Below are 14,903 nucleotides of genomic sequence, written 5' to 3'. Positions count from 1 at the left end.
TGGTTTGTCGCGGGAATCGCAATCCACGCAAACAAGTTTTCGACCAAATGTTATATGCGCGCGAGCGATGCGCCCCAGGTGAAGCCGCCACCCATGGCTTCGAACATCACGAGGTCACCCGGTTTGATGCGCCCGTCGCGCATTGCGGCGTCGAAGGCGAGCGGCACCGAAGCGGCCGAGGTATTGGCATGGCGGTCCACCGTCACCACGACCTTTTCCGCCGGAAGGTCGAGCTTGCGGGCGGTCGCATCGAGGATGCGGGCGTTCGCCTGGTGCGGCACCACCCAGTCGATATCCGCCGCCGTGACCGCTGCCGCTTCGAGGACTTCCTTGAGCACATCGGCGAGGTTCACCACCGCGTGGCGGAACACCTCGCGCCCACGCATGCGCAGATGGCCGACCGTGCCAGTAGTCGAGGGACCGCCGTCGACGTAGAGCATGTCCTTGTGCGCGCCGTCGGCATGTAGGCGACTGGCGATGATACCGGGGCCATCCTCGACAACGTCCTGCGCTTCGAGGACGACGGCGCCCGCACCATCGCCGAAGAGCACGCAGGTGGTGCGGTCTTCCCAGTCGAGAATGCGGCTGAAGGTTTCCGCGCCGATCACCAGCGCCTTGCTGGCAAGGCCGGTGCGCAACATCGAGTCGGCGGTCGTGAGCGCGTACAGGAAGCCCGAGCAGACGGCATGGACATCGAAGGCGATGCCGCCATTGCAGCCGAGCGCGGCCTGGACCTGGGTCGCGGTGGCGGGAAAGGTGTGGTCGGGCGTCGCGGTGGCGAGGATGATCAGCCCGATCTCGCGCGCATCGATTCCCGCCGCGTCCAGTGCAGCGCGCGCAGCCGCCGTCGCGAGGGTGGAGGTCGTCTCCCCCTCGCCCGCGATGTAGCGCTGGCGGATGCCGGTGCGCTCGACGATCCATTCGTCCGAGGTATCGACGCGGCTCGCCAGTTCGGCATTGGTCACGCATTGCGCGGGCAGGGCCGAGCCGGTGCCGCGGATGACCGAGCGGATCACTTGGCCGCCAGCCCTTCGGTACCGACTTCGCCGAGATCGTGCTTGATGCGGTTGAGGATATCGTCCTCCAGCAGGCGGGCGGCGACTTCCACCGCATTGGCGACGCCCTTGGCATCGGCGCTGCCGTGGCTCTTCACGACCACGCCGTTGAGGCCGAGGAAGACCGCGCCATTGTGGTTGTTGGGGTCGAGGTGGTGCTTGAGCAGTTCGGTCGCCGGGCGCGAAACGAGGAAGCCGACCTTCGAGCGGATCGAACTGGTAAAGGCGCGGCGCAGCAGGTCGGTGACGAAGCGTGCGGTGCCTTCGATCGCCTTCAGCGCGATATTGCCCGAGAAGCCGTCGCACACCACGACATCGCAATCGCCGCGGTTGATCTTGTCCGCTTCGACATAGCCTTCGAACTGCATTTCGAGGCTGGTCGCGGCGCGCAGGATCTCGGCGGCGTTCTGGATGTCTTCGGTGCCCTTGGTTTCTTCCGTGCCGATGTTGAGCAGACGCGTACGGGGCCGCGCATTGCCGGTCACGATGCGCGAATAGGCCGCGCCCATGATCGCGAACTGGACCAGGTTGCGCGCATCGCATTCGCGGTTCGCGCCGAGGTCGAGCATGATGACGTCATTTTCGCCTAGCGTCGGCAGCAAGGCTGCGAGCGCCGGCCGGTCGAGCCCCGGCATGGTGCGCAGGGCAAGCTTGGAGATGGCCATCAGCGCGCCGGTGTTGCCGGCGGATACGGCCGCGCCCGCCTCGCCGCGCTTCACCGCGTCGACGGCGAGGCCCATGCTGGTGGTCTTGGCACGACGGAGCGCCTTCGACGGCTTCTCGTCGCCTGCGATCACATCCTCGCAATGGAGGATTTCGGAGGCTCCGGTCATCCCCGGATGGTCGGCGAGAGCGGCCTTGATGCGCGTCTCGTCGCCAACCAGCAGGAATTTGAACTTGTCGTGACGGCGGCGGGCCAGCGCCGCGCCCTCGATCATAACGCGCACGCCTTCATCTCCGCCCATCGCATCGACAGCGATACGCGGCAGGCTCATGTGCGTCTCCGGTTCTTCAGCGCGGTCTTAGAGACCGACGGCGATGATTTCGCGTCCGTTGTAGTGGCCGCAGTGCGGGCACAGGTTGTGCGGGCGCTTCAGTTCGCCGCAGTTCGAGCACTCGTGATGAGCCTCGACCTTGAGCGAATCATGCGAACGGCGGTTGCCGCGGCGGTGGGGCGATACTTTCCTCTTGGGGACGGCCATGGCGGCACCTTTTCCTCAAACAAATTCAGTCAATTTCGGTGGCCGCCCTAGGGGAAGGTCCGGCATCGCACAAGTGTGCGTGAACCCGAAACATCCCGACAGGTGCGGTGAAGGCGCGCGCTATAGCGAATTTGGCGGGGGATGCAAGCCGTCTGCGGATGCCAAGTGCATTGCCCTGGGTTCTGGCACGCCGTAGCACGATGACGGGTCGAGAACGATAATTCGAGGAGGGAACGCGTGGGTATCTTTCTACCGGTGACACTGACCGCGGCAGCGGCGGCTGCGCTGATCAACCTGTGGCTGGCGGTGCGGGTCGGCCAGATGCGGGGGGCGACCAAGACGATCCACGGCGACGACGGCGGCGGTCCGCTGACCCGCCGCATGCGCGCGCAGCTCAATTTCGTCGAGAACACCCCGTTCGTCCTGATCCTCGTGGCGGCGATCGAATTGTCGGGCAAGGGCAATCCCTGGCTCGCCTGGGTGGTCGGCGTCTACATGCTCGGCCGCGTGGCGCACGGGATCGGCATGGACGGCGAAGGACCGACCAAGCCGCGCATGATCGGGGTGCTGATCACCATGCTAACGCTGCTCGGCCTCGCCGTGGCGGCGACCCTCATCGCGCTCGGGCTGATCTGACAGACAGGCGACAAGGGCGACACCGTGTCGCCCGCCTGTCGCTCAGCCAAGACTTTGAATTTCCTGTCTTTCATGGCCAATGACACTCGGATACACGGGCGACCTGCCCCCCCCCCGGGGGGAGCAACCTCCAGATCCACTGTGCCTCCGGCGACTGCGTGTAGGAAAGCCGATTCTCGCGAAGTGGAGAGCCCGGCCTTCGGCAACGCCGTGCGGTTGGCTCAGCTGAGCGCGTAATCGCTCACGAAGGCGTTCGTCTGGCGCTCGCGGCCGAAGGTGCTGGTCGGGCCGTGGCCGGGGATGAAGGTCACGTCATTGCCCAGCGGCCACAGCTTCTGCGTGATCGCGTCGATCAGGTCCTGATGGTTGCCCATCGGGAAGTCGGTGCGGCCGATGCTCCCCTGGAAAAGCACGTCGCCGACAATGGCGAACTTGCTGGGCCGGTGGAAGAATACGACATGGCCGGGCGTGTGGCCGGGGCAATGGATCACCTCTAGCTCGAGTTCGCCCACGCTCACCGTGTCGCCATCCTCCAGCCAGCGGTCGGGTTCGAACACCTGACCGTTGACGCCGTATTTCGCTCCGTCCTCGTCGAGGCGGCTGATCCAGAACCGGTCCGCTTCGTGCGGCCCCTCGATCGGCAGGCCGAGCTCCTTGGCGAGGATGCCCGCTTCGCCGCAATGGTCGATATGGCCGTGGGTGATGAGGATCTTCTCCAGTTCCACACCCGAATTCGCCACCGCGGCCTTCAGCTTCGCAAGGTCGCCGCCCGGATCGATCAGCGCGCCCTTGTTGGTCTTGGTGCACCAGATCAGCGAACAGTTCTGCTGCAGCGGGGTCACCGGCACGATGCCGGCCTTCATCGGGGGGATCTTGAGCGCGTCGGTCATGCGAATGAGGTGGCTGGCCCCGGCCGCAATTACAAGCCCGCCGCCGGACAGGGAGTTCGGGAAATCCGGGAAATGCCCGTTTCGGTCTTCGCGCAAACTGCACTATCCCGATGGCATGCGAATCGAAGGCGACTACAAGGCGGACGGCTATGCGGTGTTGCGGGGGCTCATCCCGCCCGAACTCGCGTCCATGCTGTTCAGGCAGATCAAGCTGGACCTCGAGGCTTCGGGCAAGAGCTTCCAGAACTTCGCGCAGAAGCATGCGCTGGTCGAAAAGCCCACGATCGAGATCTCGGGCCACTTCTATCGCCCGCTGACCACCTTCCTGTGGGGCCTGACCCCGATCATGAGCGAGCTGACCGGGGCCGATCTCCTGCCCAGCTACGATCATTTCCGCATCTATCACGCAGGCGACACCTGCCATGTCCATTCGGACCGGCCATCGTGCGAGCACAGCGTGACGCTCACCCTCCATTACAGCGACAACCAACCCTGGCCGATCGAGATGGGTACCGAGCGGGTCACCGGCGAGGATCCCTACACCGAGGACTGGGGTGACGAGCCGCACCAGTCGGTCGACATGCAGCCGGGCGATGCCATCCTCTACCGCGGCATGGACCTGCGCCACGGGCGCACGCAGCCCAACCCCAACCAGTGGTCGGCGCACCTCTTCCTGTTCTGGGTGGAGCGCGGCGGCGAGTTCATGCAGCACGCCTTCGACGAAGAGCGCCTGCGGTCGGAACTGAGGCGGGTGAGCAAGCTGAAGGTTTAGCAGGGGCCTGACGGGCGGCCCGCGCTCCGGCGTCAGGGGAGCCCGAGGAGACGGAGCGCCAGTGCCGCCAGCGGAACGCCTGCCCACAGGGTGAACATGGCGAAGATCATGGTGAAACCGAGAGCCTCGTTCTTGCGGGTCCTTTTGCCGAGCCCACCGATCAGGATGAAAATTCCGGCGAGCCAGACGAGGTAGGCAATGCCGATCTGCGGCCAACTCGCGCCAATCAGCAGACGTGCGAGCGAGATAGGGAGCACGAGCGTCGCGATTGCAAAGGCGATCCCGCCACCGCCCAGCGGACCCCGTTTGCGCTTACGCGGCATGGCCTTGCCGAGGGCAGAGTCGGCGAGCCGACGCATCACACCCGCCCCCCTTTCCACACGACGCGCCCGATCACCTCGACTTCGCCGCGCGCGAGTTCGATCGGGGCGTAGGCGTCGTTGGCGCTGATCAGGGTGATGCGACCGGGCGCGCTCGCCTGCACCTGCTTGACGTGAAGCGCGTCGCCGATGCGCACGACATGGATGCCCTCGCCCGCGCGCTTGTTGCGGTCGACGAAGATCTCGTCGCCGCTGCGCAGGGTCGGCTCCATGCTGTCGCCCTCGACGCGGATGGCGGTGAGGTCGGCCCCCTCCAGCCCCATCTCGCGCAGCCAGCGGCGGCTGAAGCGGAACGAATCGAAAGAAATTTCCTCAGCCGAAAACGCGCCCGGCCCGGCGGAGGCATCGAGCGGCAGGCGCTGGACCTCGACCCAGTCCTCAAGCCCGGCCCGGGCGTATTCGGCCAGCGCCGCACGCCGCTGCGTGGGCGCGTCGAGCCGGGTGTCGTCGAACCGGCGAGTCTCGATAACGCGCGGTGAAATACCAAGGAATTCAGCAATCTTCCTGAGATCGGGCTCGTCGAGATGGCGCGGGCTGCCGCGGGTCACATATTGCTGCAGATAGGCCGGATTGCGCCCGATCAGGCGCGACAGGCCAGCCAGGCTCGCCCCCTGCTTGCGGGCCATGTCCTGCAGCCTGCCGCGGGCGTGCTGCTCGTCTCGTGAGATGTTTTCCATGATTTTTCCTATAGCATAGGATTTTTCCTAGACAAGTAGGATTTCGGTTGGAACATATTAGGAACAAGGCGAGTGATTCGCCAATCAGTTCAGCCAATTGGGAGTCGTACATGCTGATCCGATCCGTCGAGAAATTCCTGCGCCAGCACGAGATGCCGGCGACCAAATTCGGTCGCCTCGCCGCGCATGATCCGCGATTCGTGCTCGACCTGCGGCTGGGCCGCGAGCCGCGCGACCGGACCGAACAGCGCATTCGCGGCTTCATGGCCGGTTTCGAAGCGGCCTGCGACGGTGCCGCGCGGGAGGCCGCCCATGTCGGTTGAAATCGCCCCGCCCAAACAGCCGCGCCCTCGCCGCTCCACCGCCGATCGCCTGCGCGAGGCGCTCGGCACGCTCGGCGGGCACCACGCCCAGGTCATCACCCATAGCGAGAAGGGCTGGGCGAGCATCACCTTTGCCGGCACACGCCATTCGCTCGCCCTGCTGTTCGCTGGCGAGGAGGGCGTGGAGGCCGGCGAGCACTTCGTGGCCGAACTGCCAGAGCACGAATTCGCGCTGCCGGGCCAGCTCGTCGCCGACGCCACCGTCGTGGAGGTCGAGCAGCGGCTGCTCCCCTCGCCCCGCATGGTGGTGCAGTGCGAGCTGCTGTTGCTGGAGGACGCCTAGGTGCGCCGGATCACCAGGTTCCGGATCTCGGTCATGTCCTCCATCGAGAAGCGGATGCCCTCGCGCCCGAGGCCGGAGTTCTTCACCCCGCCATAGGGCATGGAGTCGACCCGGTAGCTGGGGATTTCGTTGACCATCAGCCCGCCGACGTCGAGCGTGTCCCAAGCATCGAGAACCTTGAACAGGTCGCGGGTGAAGATGCCAGCCTGAAGCCCGAACTCGCTGCGGTTGACCTCGGCCAGGGCCTCGTCCCAGTCGCTGAACTTCATCAGGACCGCGACGGGGCCGAAGACCTCCTCGTTGACAACCTTGGCCGCCTTGTCGACGTTCTCGAGCAGGGTGGCCTCGACGATGCGGCCCTTGCGCGTGCCACCGCTCAGGATCGTGGCGCCATGCTCGACCGCTTCGGCGATCCAGGTCTCGACCCGTTCGGCCTCGTCGTCGTCGATCATCGGGCCGATGAAAGTGTCGCGGTCCTTCGGATCGCCGCTTTTCAGCGCCTTCGCCTTGGCGACCAGCTTGTCGCGGAAGGCCTCGTAGACCGCTTCGTGAACGATGATCCGCTGGACGCTGATGCAGCTCTGGCCCGACTGGTAGAAGGCGCCGGTGATGACGCGGTCTACCGCATCGTCGAGGTCGGCGTCATGGTCGATCACGCAGGCCGCATTGCCGCCGAGTTCGAGCACGACCTTCTTCTTGCCCGCCTTCGCCTTGAGCGCCCAGCCGACCTCGTCCGATCCGGTGAAGCTGAGCAGCTTGAGCCGTTCGTCCACAGTGAACAGGTCGGCACCGTCGCGGCTGGCGGGGAGGATCGAAAAGGCACCCTTGGGCAGGTCGGTCTCCGCCAGCACCTCGCCGATGATCAGCGCGCCGAGCGGGGTCTTGCTGGCCGGCTTCAGCACGAAAGGGCACCCGACCGCGATGGCGGGCGCGATCTTGTGGGCGGCGAGGTTCAGCGGGAAATTGAACGGCGAGATGAAGCTGCACGGCCCCACCGGATAGCGCTTCCAGATCGCCTGGTAGCCCCGCGCGCGCTCCGAAATGTCGAGCGGCATCGCCTCGCCATACATCCGGACCGATTCCTCCGCCGCGATGCGGAAGGTGTCGATGAGCCGCGTGACCTCGCCCTCGCTATCGCCGATCGGCTTGCCAGCCTCGACACAGAGCGAATAGGCGAGTTCGTCGAACCGCTCCTCGAAGCGCGCCACGCAATGATCGAGCACGGCCTTGCGCTCGTAGCTGGCGAGCCTGGCCATCGGCTCGGTCGCGCGCGCCGCCCCGGCAATCGCCTCGTCGATGATCTCCGGATCGGCGAGCGCGGTGCGGAAGGCAACATCGCCGGTGTATTTGTCGATCACCTCGAGATCGGTGTTCGGCTGCTGCGCTTCGTTGTTGAGGTAGAGCGGATAAGCGTCCTTGAGGCTGGGCATGGTGTCTCCTGTTCAGGGAGACGAACGAGCCTGCCTGCCAAGGCGTTCCGTCAGTAGCCCAGATCGAGGTCGAGACGCGGTTCGACCGGCTCGCCCGCATGCCAGCGACCGAGGTTTTCGATAAAACGATCGGCGCTGCGCTGGAACATCTTCGTCTGCGCGCGACCGGACAGGTGCATGGTGACCTGCGCGTTCTCCAGCTCCCACAGCGGATGATCCTCGTGCAGCGGTTCGGGATCGGTCACGTCGAGCAGCGCGGCTTCGATCTTCTTTTCCTTCAGGGCCTCCACCAGCGCGTCCTGCTCGACCACGTCGCCGCGCGCGATGTTCACCAGCACGCCGTTGGGCCGCATGCGCGCGAGCTCCATTGCGCCGATCATGCCGCGGGTCTCCTCGGTCGAAGGCACCGCCAGCACCACCCAGTCGAAATCGCTCAGCCGTTCGCGCCACTCGCCCGGCTTGAGCGCGCCGTCCGCGCCCGAGCGGCGCACGGGCACGACCTTCATGTCGAAGGCTTCGAGCCGCGTCTTGATCAGTTGCCCGATGGCGCCGAGGCCGAGCAGCAGCACGCGCTCGCCCGCCAGCTCGCGCTTGCCGGGGCTGTCGAGCAGCCATTCCTTGCGCGCCTGCGCGCGCACCACGTCGCGATAGCCCTTGGCATGCGCGAGCATCAGCATGACGACATATTCGGCGATGGTGATGGCGTTGATCCCGACGCCATTGGTCACCACCACGCCGCGCTCCTTCAGCAGCTGAAGCGGCATGAAATCGAGGCCCGCATAGATCGAGTTGAGCCACTTGAGGTTGCTCGCCGCCTTGGCGATCTCGACCATCGGCTCCTTCTCATTGAGGTCGAACCAGCCGATCTCGGCCTCGGGCGCCATCTCGAGCGCCTGCTCCTTGCTCATGAACCAGTGGGGCTCGACCCACTCGGGTAGGCGCGGCTCGACGAGCGGGCGGATCAGGGCGGAAAGGACGGCTTTGGTCATTCGGAGCTCCGGTAGGTATCGAGCATGGGCGGACGGTGGAGGCATGTTTCGAAGTCGAAGGGGCGCGTCGTCAAGGGAGGAACTACCGCGGCGGAGAGGTGGCGCGGGTTCATCAGGACGATGTCGGCCTCGGGCAGGACGCGCGAAGTCACGGCGGCAAGCAGAGATCGGCGCGATTCCAGCCATTCGGAGACCCACCCGCGAATGGCCGCTTCGTCGGTGCCGGCTTCCGCAATTCGCTCCGGCACGGCGTCGATCTCGGTCCAGCCTAGCACGAAATCATCGGGCCGCTCGACCGGATCATCCGGCAGGTACCGCATCGCCACCAGCACTGCGAGGCCCGCTTCCGACGCCAAGTTCACGACCGGTTTTCCGGGCGGCGAATACCGCGCACCGTGGCGCTGCGGTCCCGCACCGTCGAGCGCCACGAAGGGTGCCCGCGTACGACGCCAGAGGCGCATCAGTCGACTTTCGCGAACCTCTCGCGGCGCGGTTCGGCGATGTCGAGGATGGCGTTGGCGACCTCGGAGGCGTTCTGCTGCACGTGGCTGGGCGGGACCTGCATGATATCGACGCGGTGGTGTTCCTGCCAGGCGTCGCGCAGCGTGTGCTTGGCGGTCTTGAAGGGATCGGCCTCGATTTCGACCGCGAGATGGGCTTCCTTGCAATAGAACGGCAGGGTGAACCCGTCGCCCTTGTAGTCCCGTACGAATTGCAAACCCCGCGGCGCGTCTTTCAAATGCTGCCAGAGGAGGGTTTGCGCATCGGCCATCTTACAGTCTCCATTCCCATCCGAGCGGGTCGCCGTCCATCACCTCGACGCCCTTCGCCGCGAGACTTTCGCGGATCGCGTCCGAAGTTGCAAAATCTTTTGCGGCCCGCGCTTCCTTGCGACGGAGCAGTTCGGCGTCGATCTCCTCTTCGGTGATCTGCGCGTCCGCCGGGCGGATGCGGAGGTCTTCGCGGGTGAGAACCATCAGGCCGAGAGGCCACAGCATCCCCAGCGCCAGATCAGCCTTCTGATCGACAGGCACTTTTTTCGTCGCAATCACCTCTTCGAGGGCGGTCAGCGCGACGGAGGTGTTTAGATCGTCAAGGATGGCGGCCTCGAACTTGTCCAGCAGAGGCCTCAGCTTCGGATGGGTGATTTTCACGCGCAGGGCATCGATCCGGGTCGGCGGAGGCGGGACGGTGGCGCCGGCTGCTTGTCCAAACCGGGCCTCCTGCGTCTGCCTCAAGCCCATCACCATGCGCTTCAACCGCGTCGTCGCCGCCTGCAACCCTTCCCAGCTGAACTCCAACTCGCTGCGATAATGCGCCTGCAGGCACATCAGGCGGTAGGCGAGCGGGTGGTAGCCTTTATCGACCAGCAGTTGGAGGCGCAGGAATTCGCCCGCGCTCTTGCTCATCTTCCCGCTGCGCTCGACGAGGAAGTTGTTGTGCATCCATATGCGCGCGCCCGAATTGCGCGCGTCGTCCAAGCCATTTGTGCAGCAGTAGGCCTGGTTCTGCGCGATCTCGTTCGGGTGGTGGATCTCGCGGTGGTCGATCCCGCCGGTATGGATGTCGAAGGGGAAGCCCAACAACGCCTCGCCCATGACCGAGCATTCGAGGTGCCAGCCGGGCGCGCCCTTGCCCCACGGGCTATCCCATTCCATCTGCCGCGTCTCGCCCGCGGGGGTCTTGCGCCAGATCGCGAAGTCGGCGGCGTTGCGCTTGCCTTCGACCGTGTCGATCCGGCCTTCCCCCTCATCGGTCACGGCACGCGCAAGGCGGCCGTAGTCGTCCACCGTCGAAACATCGAAATAGAGCCCGCTGTCGAGTTCGTAGCAGTGCTTGTCGGCGATCTTCTGCCCCCAGGCGATCATCGCCTCGACATATTCGGTGGCGCGCGGGTGCTGTTTCGGCTGCACGTTCAGCCGCGCGAGGTCGCGCTCGAAATCCTCCTGGTAGAATTTCGCGATGTCCCACGCGCTCTTGTTCTCGCGCGCAGCCATCTTTTCCATCTTGTCCTCGCCCTCGTCCGCATCCGAGGTGAGGTGGCCGACATCGGTGATGTTGATGACGTGGGTGAGCTTGTAGCCCTTCCATTGCAGCACGCGCCCCAGCGTATCGGCGAAGACATAGGCGCGCATATTGCCGATGTGCTGGTAGTTGTAGACCGTGGGCCCGCAGGAATAGACTCTTGCTTCGGCAACGAAGTCTGGCGCCTCGCCTGCATGGATCGGCTGGAACTCTTCCAGCTGGCGGGTCAGCGAATTGAACAGCTTGAGCGGCGTTTCGGTCATGTGTGGCGCATTAGGTGGGCGCAGGCTTACTGCCAACCCTCCCACCGCACGCTTTCGTCCAGCGGCGCGCGCTTCACCTCGAAATTGTTCACCGGCGCGCCTTCGTCGCGGTAACCGATGGCGACGCCGCAGAAGAAGATGTGGTCGTCCGGAATGTCCACCACCTCGCGGATCTGCGGGCTGTACACCGCCCAGGCCTCCTGGAAACAGGTGTCGAGCCCTTCCTCGCGGCACAGCAGGCCGATGGTCTGCAGCCACATGCCGATATCGCTCCACTGCGGCGGGCCCATGTATTTCGGCGTGTGGACCAGCATCAGCACCGGCGCCCCGAAGGCGCGGAAATTGTTGGCGAACCACATCAGCCGCTTGCCCTTCTCCTCGCGGGAGATTTCGAGCGCGCCGTACATGTCCTCGCCCACGCCGCGGCGGCGCTGTTCGTAGGCGCCGTCGAGATCGGGCGGATAGACGTGGTATTCGGGCGCAAAGGCCTCGCGCCCCCTAGGCAGGTCCTGCGCGATCCGGTCGAACAGGCGTTGCATCGGCGCGCCGGTCAGCACGATGCCGTGCCACGGCTGCGTGTTTCCCCCAGACGGCGATCGCTGCGCCTTCTCGAGAATCCGGGCGAGCCGTTCGCGCTCGACCGGCTGGCTGGTGAAAGCGCGCACGGAACGGCGCGAGCAGACTGCTTCGGTGACGGATATTCCCATGCCCGAAACGCTAGCGCGCCGGGGAAGAAGTGCAAGCACTCCCGCCCCGGCGCGCCGGTGTTTGCGAATTGTCCGCGCGAGAATTACTCGGCGGCGGCTTCCGCCTCGACCTCGGCTTCGACTGCCGCACCGCCGTTGAGGCGGGCTTGGACGGCGGCCGAGGTCATGGCACCCAGTTCGGCGTTCATGTCGTCATCGTCGACCATCGCGAACTTCTTCGCCGAGCGGAACTCGTCCTCGGTCGCAGGGCGAATGTCGGGACGGCCGACGATGATGCCCATCTTGATCTTGCACGCGACCCACTGGCGTTCACCCGATTCGACTTCGAGCGCGAGCGAGTCCTTGCTCTCGGTCTTCACGGTGTATTCGTGACGGCCGGGCGTCGTTTCGAGGACGAAATAGCGACCGCCGCCGAGCGAGCTGATCTTCTGGTCGTTCTCGTGGATCGAGCAGGCCACCGCGCCGCCCATGCCGGCGGGACGAAAGAAGACGACCTGGCCGGTGTCTTCGGCCGGGGCCGGAAGGACGATTTCGGTGGCATCGACCTTGTCGGCCGCCTGAGCCGGGCCGGAAATCATGGTCGTCGCGGCCAGTGCGGCGGCAAAAATCGTGAACTTGCGCATTATTCAACTCCCTGAAGTGTCTCGCCTTCGGGCGCGTCCATCATGCCCCCTCCGATCGAATCCGAAACCTGTGCGACTTCCTGGGCCGGTTGGGCGACGGGCACCTCGACCGGGAAGTCTTCCTTGACCTTGGCCTGCGCCATGCGGCCCGGCGCGATGATCGTGTCCCTGCCCTTCACCAGCATGCCGAAAGCGCCGACGAGCCCGGTCATCACCTGGACCTTGCCGTCCTCATCCTTGCCGGTCGCCATCATCTGCATGCTGCGCAGCGGCAGTTGGCGGCCATCGGCCAGCGTCAGGTAGCGGGCCGCGAGCAACAGTTCGCCGCCGGCACCGCTGCCGCCCTTCTTCTTCGCATGGACGACCTCGCCAACGCCTTCCGCGCCGGCCTGCACCACCACCCGGTCACCCACGGCAATCGGGGTGACGAGCTTCAGGCGGAAGGTATCGCCCGTGGTTGCCGTCGCGCTGCTGACCTCGTCGAGCAGTTCGAGGAACACCGGCGTGAGCTTGGGAATGACCGACCCACGACCGGCCGGCGCTGGAGCGACCGGTTCCACGACCGCGACACCAACCGCCTCGGCCGTAGCATCCACGGTGTCAGCCGCGTCTTGCGCAAGCGCAGCCGATCCCATGCCGCAGAACGCTGCAGCAGCGACGGCCATCCGGCCGAATCCAGCAATTTTCATGTAAGCGCTACCCCAATTCCCTGTCCGTCGCCCAAATACCACGGTTCGTCTCGGGTGCAAGCGGTATCGAGCCCTAATCCACCTCAAACAGGTCGGCCAATTGTTCGATGATAGTTCCGCCCAACTGTTCGACATCCATGATCGTCACCGAACGTTTGTAGTAACGCGTGACGTCGTGGCCGATGCCGATGGCGGCGAGCTGGACCGGGCTCTGCTTTTCGATCCAGTCGATCACCTTGCGCAGGTGGCTTTCCAGATAGCCCGCCTGATTGACGCTCAATGTGCTGTCGTCGACCGGCGCGCCGTCGGAAATGACCATCAGGATGCGGCGGTCCTCGGGGCGGCGCAGCAGGCGATCGTGCGCCCACAGCAGCGCCTCGCCGTCGATGTTTTCCTTCAGCAGCCCTTCGCGCATCATCAGGCCGAGGTTGCGGCGCGCGCGGCGCCAGGGCTCGTCCGCCTTCTTGTAGAGGATGTGCCTTAGATCGTTGAGGCGCCCCGGGTTGGCGGGGCGGCCATCAGCGAGCCAGGCCTCGCGGCTCTGCCCACCCTTCCACGCGCGCGTGGTGAAACCGAGAATCTCGGTCTTCACGCCGCAGCGTTCGAGCGTGCGGGCGAGGATGTCCGCGCTGATCGCGGCGATGCTGATCGGGCGCCCGCGCATCGAGCCCGAATTGTCGATCAGCAGCGTGACGACCGTGTCCTTGAACTCGGTATCGCGCTCGATCTTGTAGCTGAGTGCGTGGCCGGGACTGACGACCACGCGGGTGAGGCGTGCCGCATCGAGCAGGCCTTCTTCCTGGTCGAAATCCCAGCTGCGGCTTTGCTGCGCCATCAGGCGGCGCTGGAGCCGGTTGGCGAGCCGCGTGACTATCCCTTGCAGGCCCGCCAGCTGGCTGTCGAGATAGGCGCGCAGCCGGTCGAGCTCCTCGTTGTCGCATAGCTCGGGTGCCTCGACGACCTCGTCGAACCTCGTGGTATAGGGCTTGTAGTCGAAGCCGTCGGGGATTTCGGTCCACGGGCGATTCGGGCGAACGGGCTGCATGCCCTCGCCCTCCTCGTCCGAAGGATCGCCGTCGGCCATCTCCTGCTCGCCCTCGACCTCCTCGCCAGCCTCGCCATCGGATTCGCCGTCGGTCACTTCGGAGCGCGCATCGCTCGCCTGCGGTTCGGCACCGCCTTCGTCTTCCTCGTCGGTCTCGTCGTCCTGCTCGGGGCTCTCGCCTTCCTCGTCCTCGCCGTCCTCGGCATAGGTCGCGTCCTGCTGGTCCGGCAGCGTCAGTTCGAGATGCCGCAGCATGTCGAGCGTCAGGTCCTGGAAGGCGGTCTGGTCGTCGAGCACGCCGGCGAGATCGTCCATGTCGGTGCCGATCTTGGCGAGAATATCCTCACGCACCATGTCCACCGCGCCGCGCGCCCGTTCGGGGATCGCCTCGCCGGTCAGTGCCTCGCGCAGCATCAGCGACAGCGCGGTCGGCAAGGGCACCTCGCCCGCCTCGTCGGCACGCACGATGGGATCGGCATTGGTGCGTATCTCGACCGCCGAGCCGAGGTTCTCGCGGATGCCGGCAAAGCGGTTCGCGCCGATCGCCTCGTAGCGCACGCGCTCGATCGCGTCGTAGCAGGCGCGCGCGATCGGCTCCGGCGGAGCGCCCTTGTTGTGCAGCGCCTCGTTATGGTGCCGCAGCCTGAGCGCGAAGCTGTCGGCAAAGCCGCGCGCCTCGGTGGCCTGCTCCTTGGGCAGGTTGCGGCCGGGCAGCGGCACACGGAAGTTCTTGCCCGCCTGCGCCGGCGCATCGGCGCTCCAGGCGATCTCGACCTCCGGTTCCTGCGCGAGTGCGCGCGAAGCGCCGGTCAGCGCCTGCTTGAAACGGTCGAGGGGCGTCTGGTCGGCCAAGC

General features: G+C 65.7%; 19 protein-coding genes. 4 read left to right on the top strand and 15 right to left on the bottom strand.

Going from position 1 to position 14,903, the window contains the following annotated elements; all coding sequences use genetic code 11:
• Positions 1-50: 50 nt before the first annotated feature.
• Genes K3172_RS06035 through rpmF form a run of 3 tightly spaced genes read right to left on the bottom strand, consistent with a single transcriptional unit; the run spans position 51 to position 2,257 of the window.
• The gene (locus K3172_RS06035) at positions 51-1,016 is read right to left on the bottom strand and encodes a beta-ketoacyl-ACP synthase III (protein WP_345725602.1); all 966 of its coding nucleotides are present in this window, start codon (positions 1,014-1,016) and stop codon (positions 51-53) included.
• Positions 1,013-2,050: a phosphate acyltransferase PlsX gene (plsX, locus tag K3172_RS06030; protein WP_221587902.1), complete on the bottom strand. Its 1,038-nt coding sequence runs from the start codon at positions 2,048-2,050 to the stop codon at positions 1,013-1,015. The genes K3172_RS06035 and plsX overlap by 4 nt, the downstream gene beginning before the upstream one ends.
• Before the next feature lie 27 nt (positions 2,051-2,077).
• Entirely contained in the window at positions 2,078-2,257 is a 180-nt protein-coding gene (rpmF, locus tag K3172_RS06025) for a 50S ribosomal protein L32 (RefSeq protein ID WP_221587900.1), read from the bottom strand.
• A 243-nt stretch (positions 2,258-2,500) separates the two neighbouring features.
• On the opposite strand from rpmF, the gene K3172_RS06020 reads away from it, so the two are divergent.
• A complete protein-coding gene (locus tag K3172_RS06020) occupies positions 2,501-2,893 on the top strand; it encodes an MAPEG family protein (protein WP_221589060.1) in 393 nt (130 codons plus the stop codon).
• 221 nt (positions 2,894-3,114) lie between these two features.
• Here K3172_RS06020 and K3172_RS06015 read toward each other — a convergent pair whose 3' ends face one another.
• Complete coding sequence (locus K3172_RS06015; RefSeq protein ID WP_221589058.1) at positions 3,115-3,756, bottom strand: MBL fold metallo-hydrolase; 642 nt, start codon at positions 3,754-3,756, stop codon at positions 3,115-3,117.
• Between the two features lie 142 nt (positions 3,757-3,898).
• On the opposite strand from K3172_RS06015, the gene K3172_RS06010 reads away from it, so the two are divergent.
• Positions 3,899-4,555, top strand: a complete 657-nt coding sequence (locus K3172_RS06010) for a hypothetical protein (protein WP_221587898.1) — start codon at positions 3,899-3,901, stop codon at positions 4,553-4,555.
• Between the two features lie 32 nt (positions 4,556-4,587).
• On the opposite strand, the gene K3172_RS06005 is transcribed toward K3172_RS06010, so the two are convergent.
• Both K3172_RS06005 and K3172_RS06000 read right to left on the bottom strand, forming a co-directional pair.
• Positions 4,588-4,914, bottom strand: coding sequence for a YccS family putative transporter (locus K3172_RS06005; protein ID WP_221587896.1), 327 nt, complete (start codon positions 4,912-4,914; stop codon positions 4,588-4,590).
• Positions 4,914-5,612 carry a LexA family transcriptional regulator gene (locus K3172_RS06000; RefSeq protein WP_221587894.1) on the bottom strand — a complete coding sequence of 233 codons (699 nt, stop codon included), beginning with the start codon at positions 5,610-5,612 and terminating at the stop codon, positions 4,914-4,916. Before K3172_RS06000 ends, K3172_RS06005 begins: the two co-directional genes overlap by 1 nt.
• A gap of 110 nt (positions 5,613-5,722) precedes the next feature.
• On the opposite strand from K3172_RS06000, the gene K3172_RS05995 reads away from it, so the two are divergent.
• Entirely contained in the window at positions 5,723-5,935 is a 213-nt protein-coding gene (locus tag K3172_RS05995) for a hypothetical protein (RefSeq protein ID WP_221587892.1), read from the top strand.
• Positions 5,925-6,278, top strand: a complete 354-nt coding sequence (locus K3172_RS05990; protein ID WP_247717936.1) for a hypothetical protein — start codon at positions 5,925-5,927, stop codon at positions 6,276-6,278. The genes K3172_RS05995 and K3172_RS05990 overlap by 11 nt, the downstream gene beginning before the upstream one ends.
• Here the strand turns inward: K3172_RS05990 and K3172_RS05985 are convergent.
• The 9 genes from K3172_RS05985 to cobT all read right to left on the bottom strand — a co-directional run bounded on the left by K3172_RS05985 (position 6,275) and on the right by cobT (position 14,901).
• Positions 6,275-7,708: an aldehyde dehydrogenase family protein gene (locus tag K3172_RS05985; protein WP_221587890.1), complete on the bottom strand. Its 1,434-nt coding sequence runs from the start codon at positions 7,706-7,708 to the stop codon at positions 6,275-6,277. The genes K3172_RS05990 and K3172_RS05985 overlap by 4 nt on opposite strands.
• A 50-nt stretch (positions 7,709-7,758) precedes the next feature.
• Positions 7,759-8,697 carry a D-2-hydroxyacid dehydrogenase gene (locus K3172_RS05980; protein WP_221587888.1) on the bottom strand — a complete coding sequence of 313 codons (939 nt, stop codon included), beginning with the start codon at positions 8,695-8,697 and terminating at the stop codon, positions 7,759-7,761.
• Positions 8,694-9,158: an RES family NAD+ phosphorylase gene (locus tag K3172_RS05975; RefSeq protein ID WP_221587886.1), complete on the bottom strand. Its 465-nt coding sequence runs from the start codon at positions 9,156-9,158 to the stop codon at positions 8,694-8,696. Before K3172_RS05975 ends, K3172_RS05980 begins: the two co-directional genes overlap by 4 nt.
• On the bottom strand, positions 9,158-9,469 hold the full coding sequence (locus K3172_RS05970; RefSeq protein ID WP_221587884.1) for a DUF559 domain-containing protein: 312 nt from the start codon (positions 9,467-9,469) through the stop codon (positions 9,158-9,160). Before K3172_RS05970 ends, K3172_RS05975 begins: the two co-directional genes overlap by 1 nt.
• Before the next feature lies 1 nt (position 9,470).
• Positions 9,471-10,985, bottom strand: coding sequence for a cysteine--tRNA ligase (gene cysS, locus K3172_RS05965; protein ID WP_221587882.1), 1,515 nt, complete (start codon positions 10,983-10,985; stop codon positions 9,471-9,473).
• Positions 10,986-11,011: 26 nt separating this feature from the next.
• Positions 11,012-11,692 (bottom strand): nitroreductase, encoded by a 681-nt coding sequence (locus tag K3172_RS05960; protein ID WP_247717935.1) that lies wholly within the window; start codon positions 11,690-11,692, stop codon positions 11,012-11,014.
• Between the two features lie 83 nt (positions 11,693-11,775).
• Positions 11,776-12,315, bottom strand: coding sequence for a DUF2846 domain-containing protein (locus K3172_RS05955; protein WP_221587880.1), 540 nt, complete (start codon positions 12,313-12,315; stop codon positions 11,776-11,778).
• Entirely contained in the window at positions 12,315-13,004 is a 690-nt protein-coding gene (locus K3172_RS05950) for a hypothetical protein (protein ID WP_221587878.1), read from the bottom strand. Before K3172_RS05950 ends, K3172_RS05955 begins: the two co-directional genes overlap by 1 nt.
• A gap of 73 nt (positions 13,005-13,077) precedes the next feature.
• Positions 13,078-14,901: a cobaltochelatase subunit CobT gene (gene cobT, locus K3172_RS05945; RefSeq protein ID WP_221587876.1), complete on the bottom strand. Its 1,824-nt coding sequence runs from the start codon at positions 14,899-14,901 to the stop codon at positions 13,078-13,080.
• Positions 14,902-14,903 lie beyond the last annotated feature (2 nt).

Source organism: Qipengyuania proteolytica (assembly GCF_019711565.1).
Taxonomy (GTDB): Bacteria; Pseudomonadota; Alphaproteobacteria; order Sphingomonadales; family Sphingomonadaceae; genus Qipengyuania; species Qipengyuania proteolytica.
The sequence above is the reverse complement of the archived record's forward strand: the minus strand, read 5'-3'. Positions and strand labels throughout refer to the sequence as shown.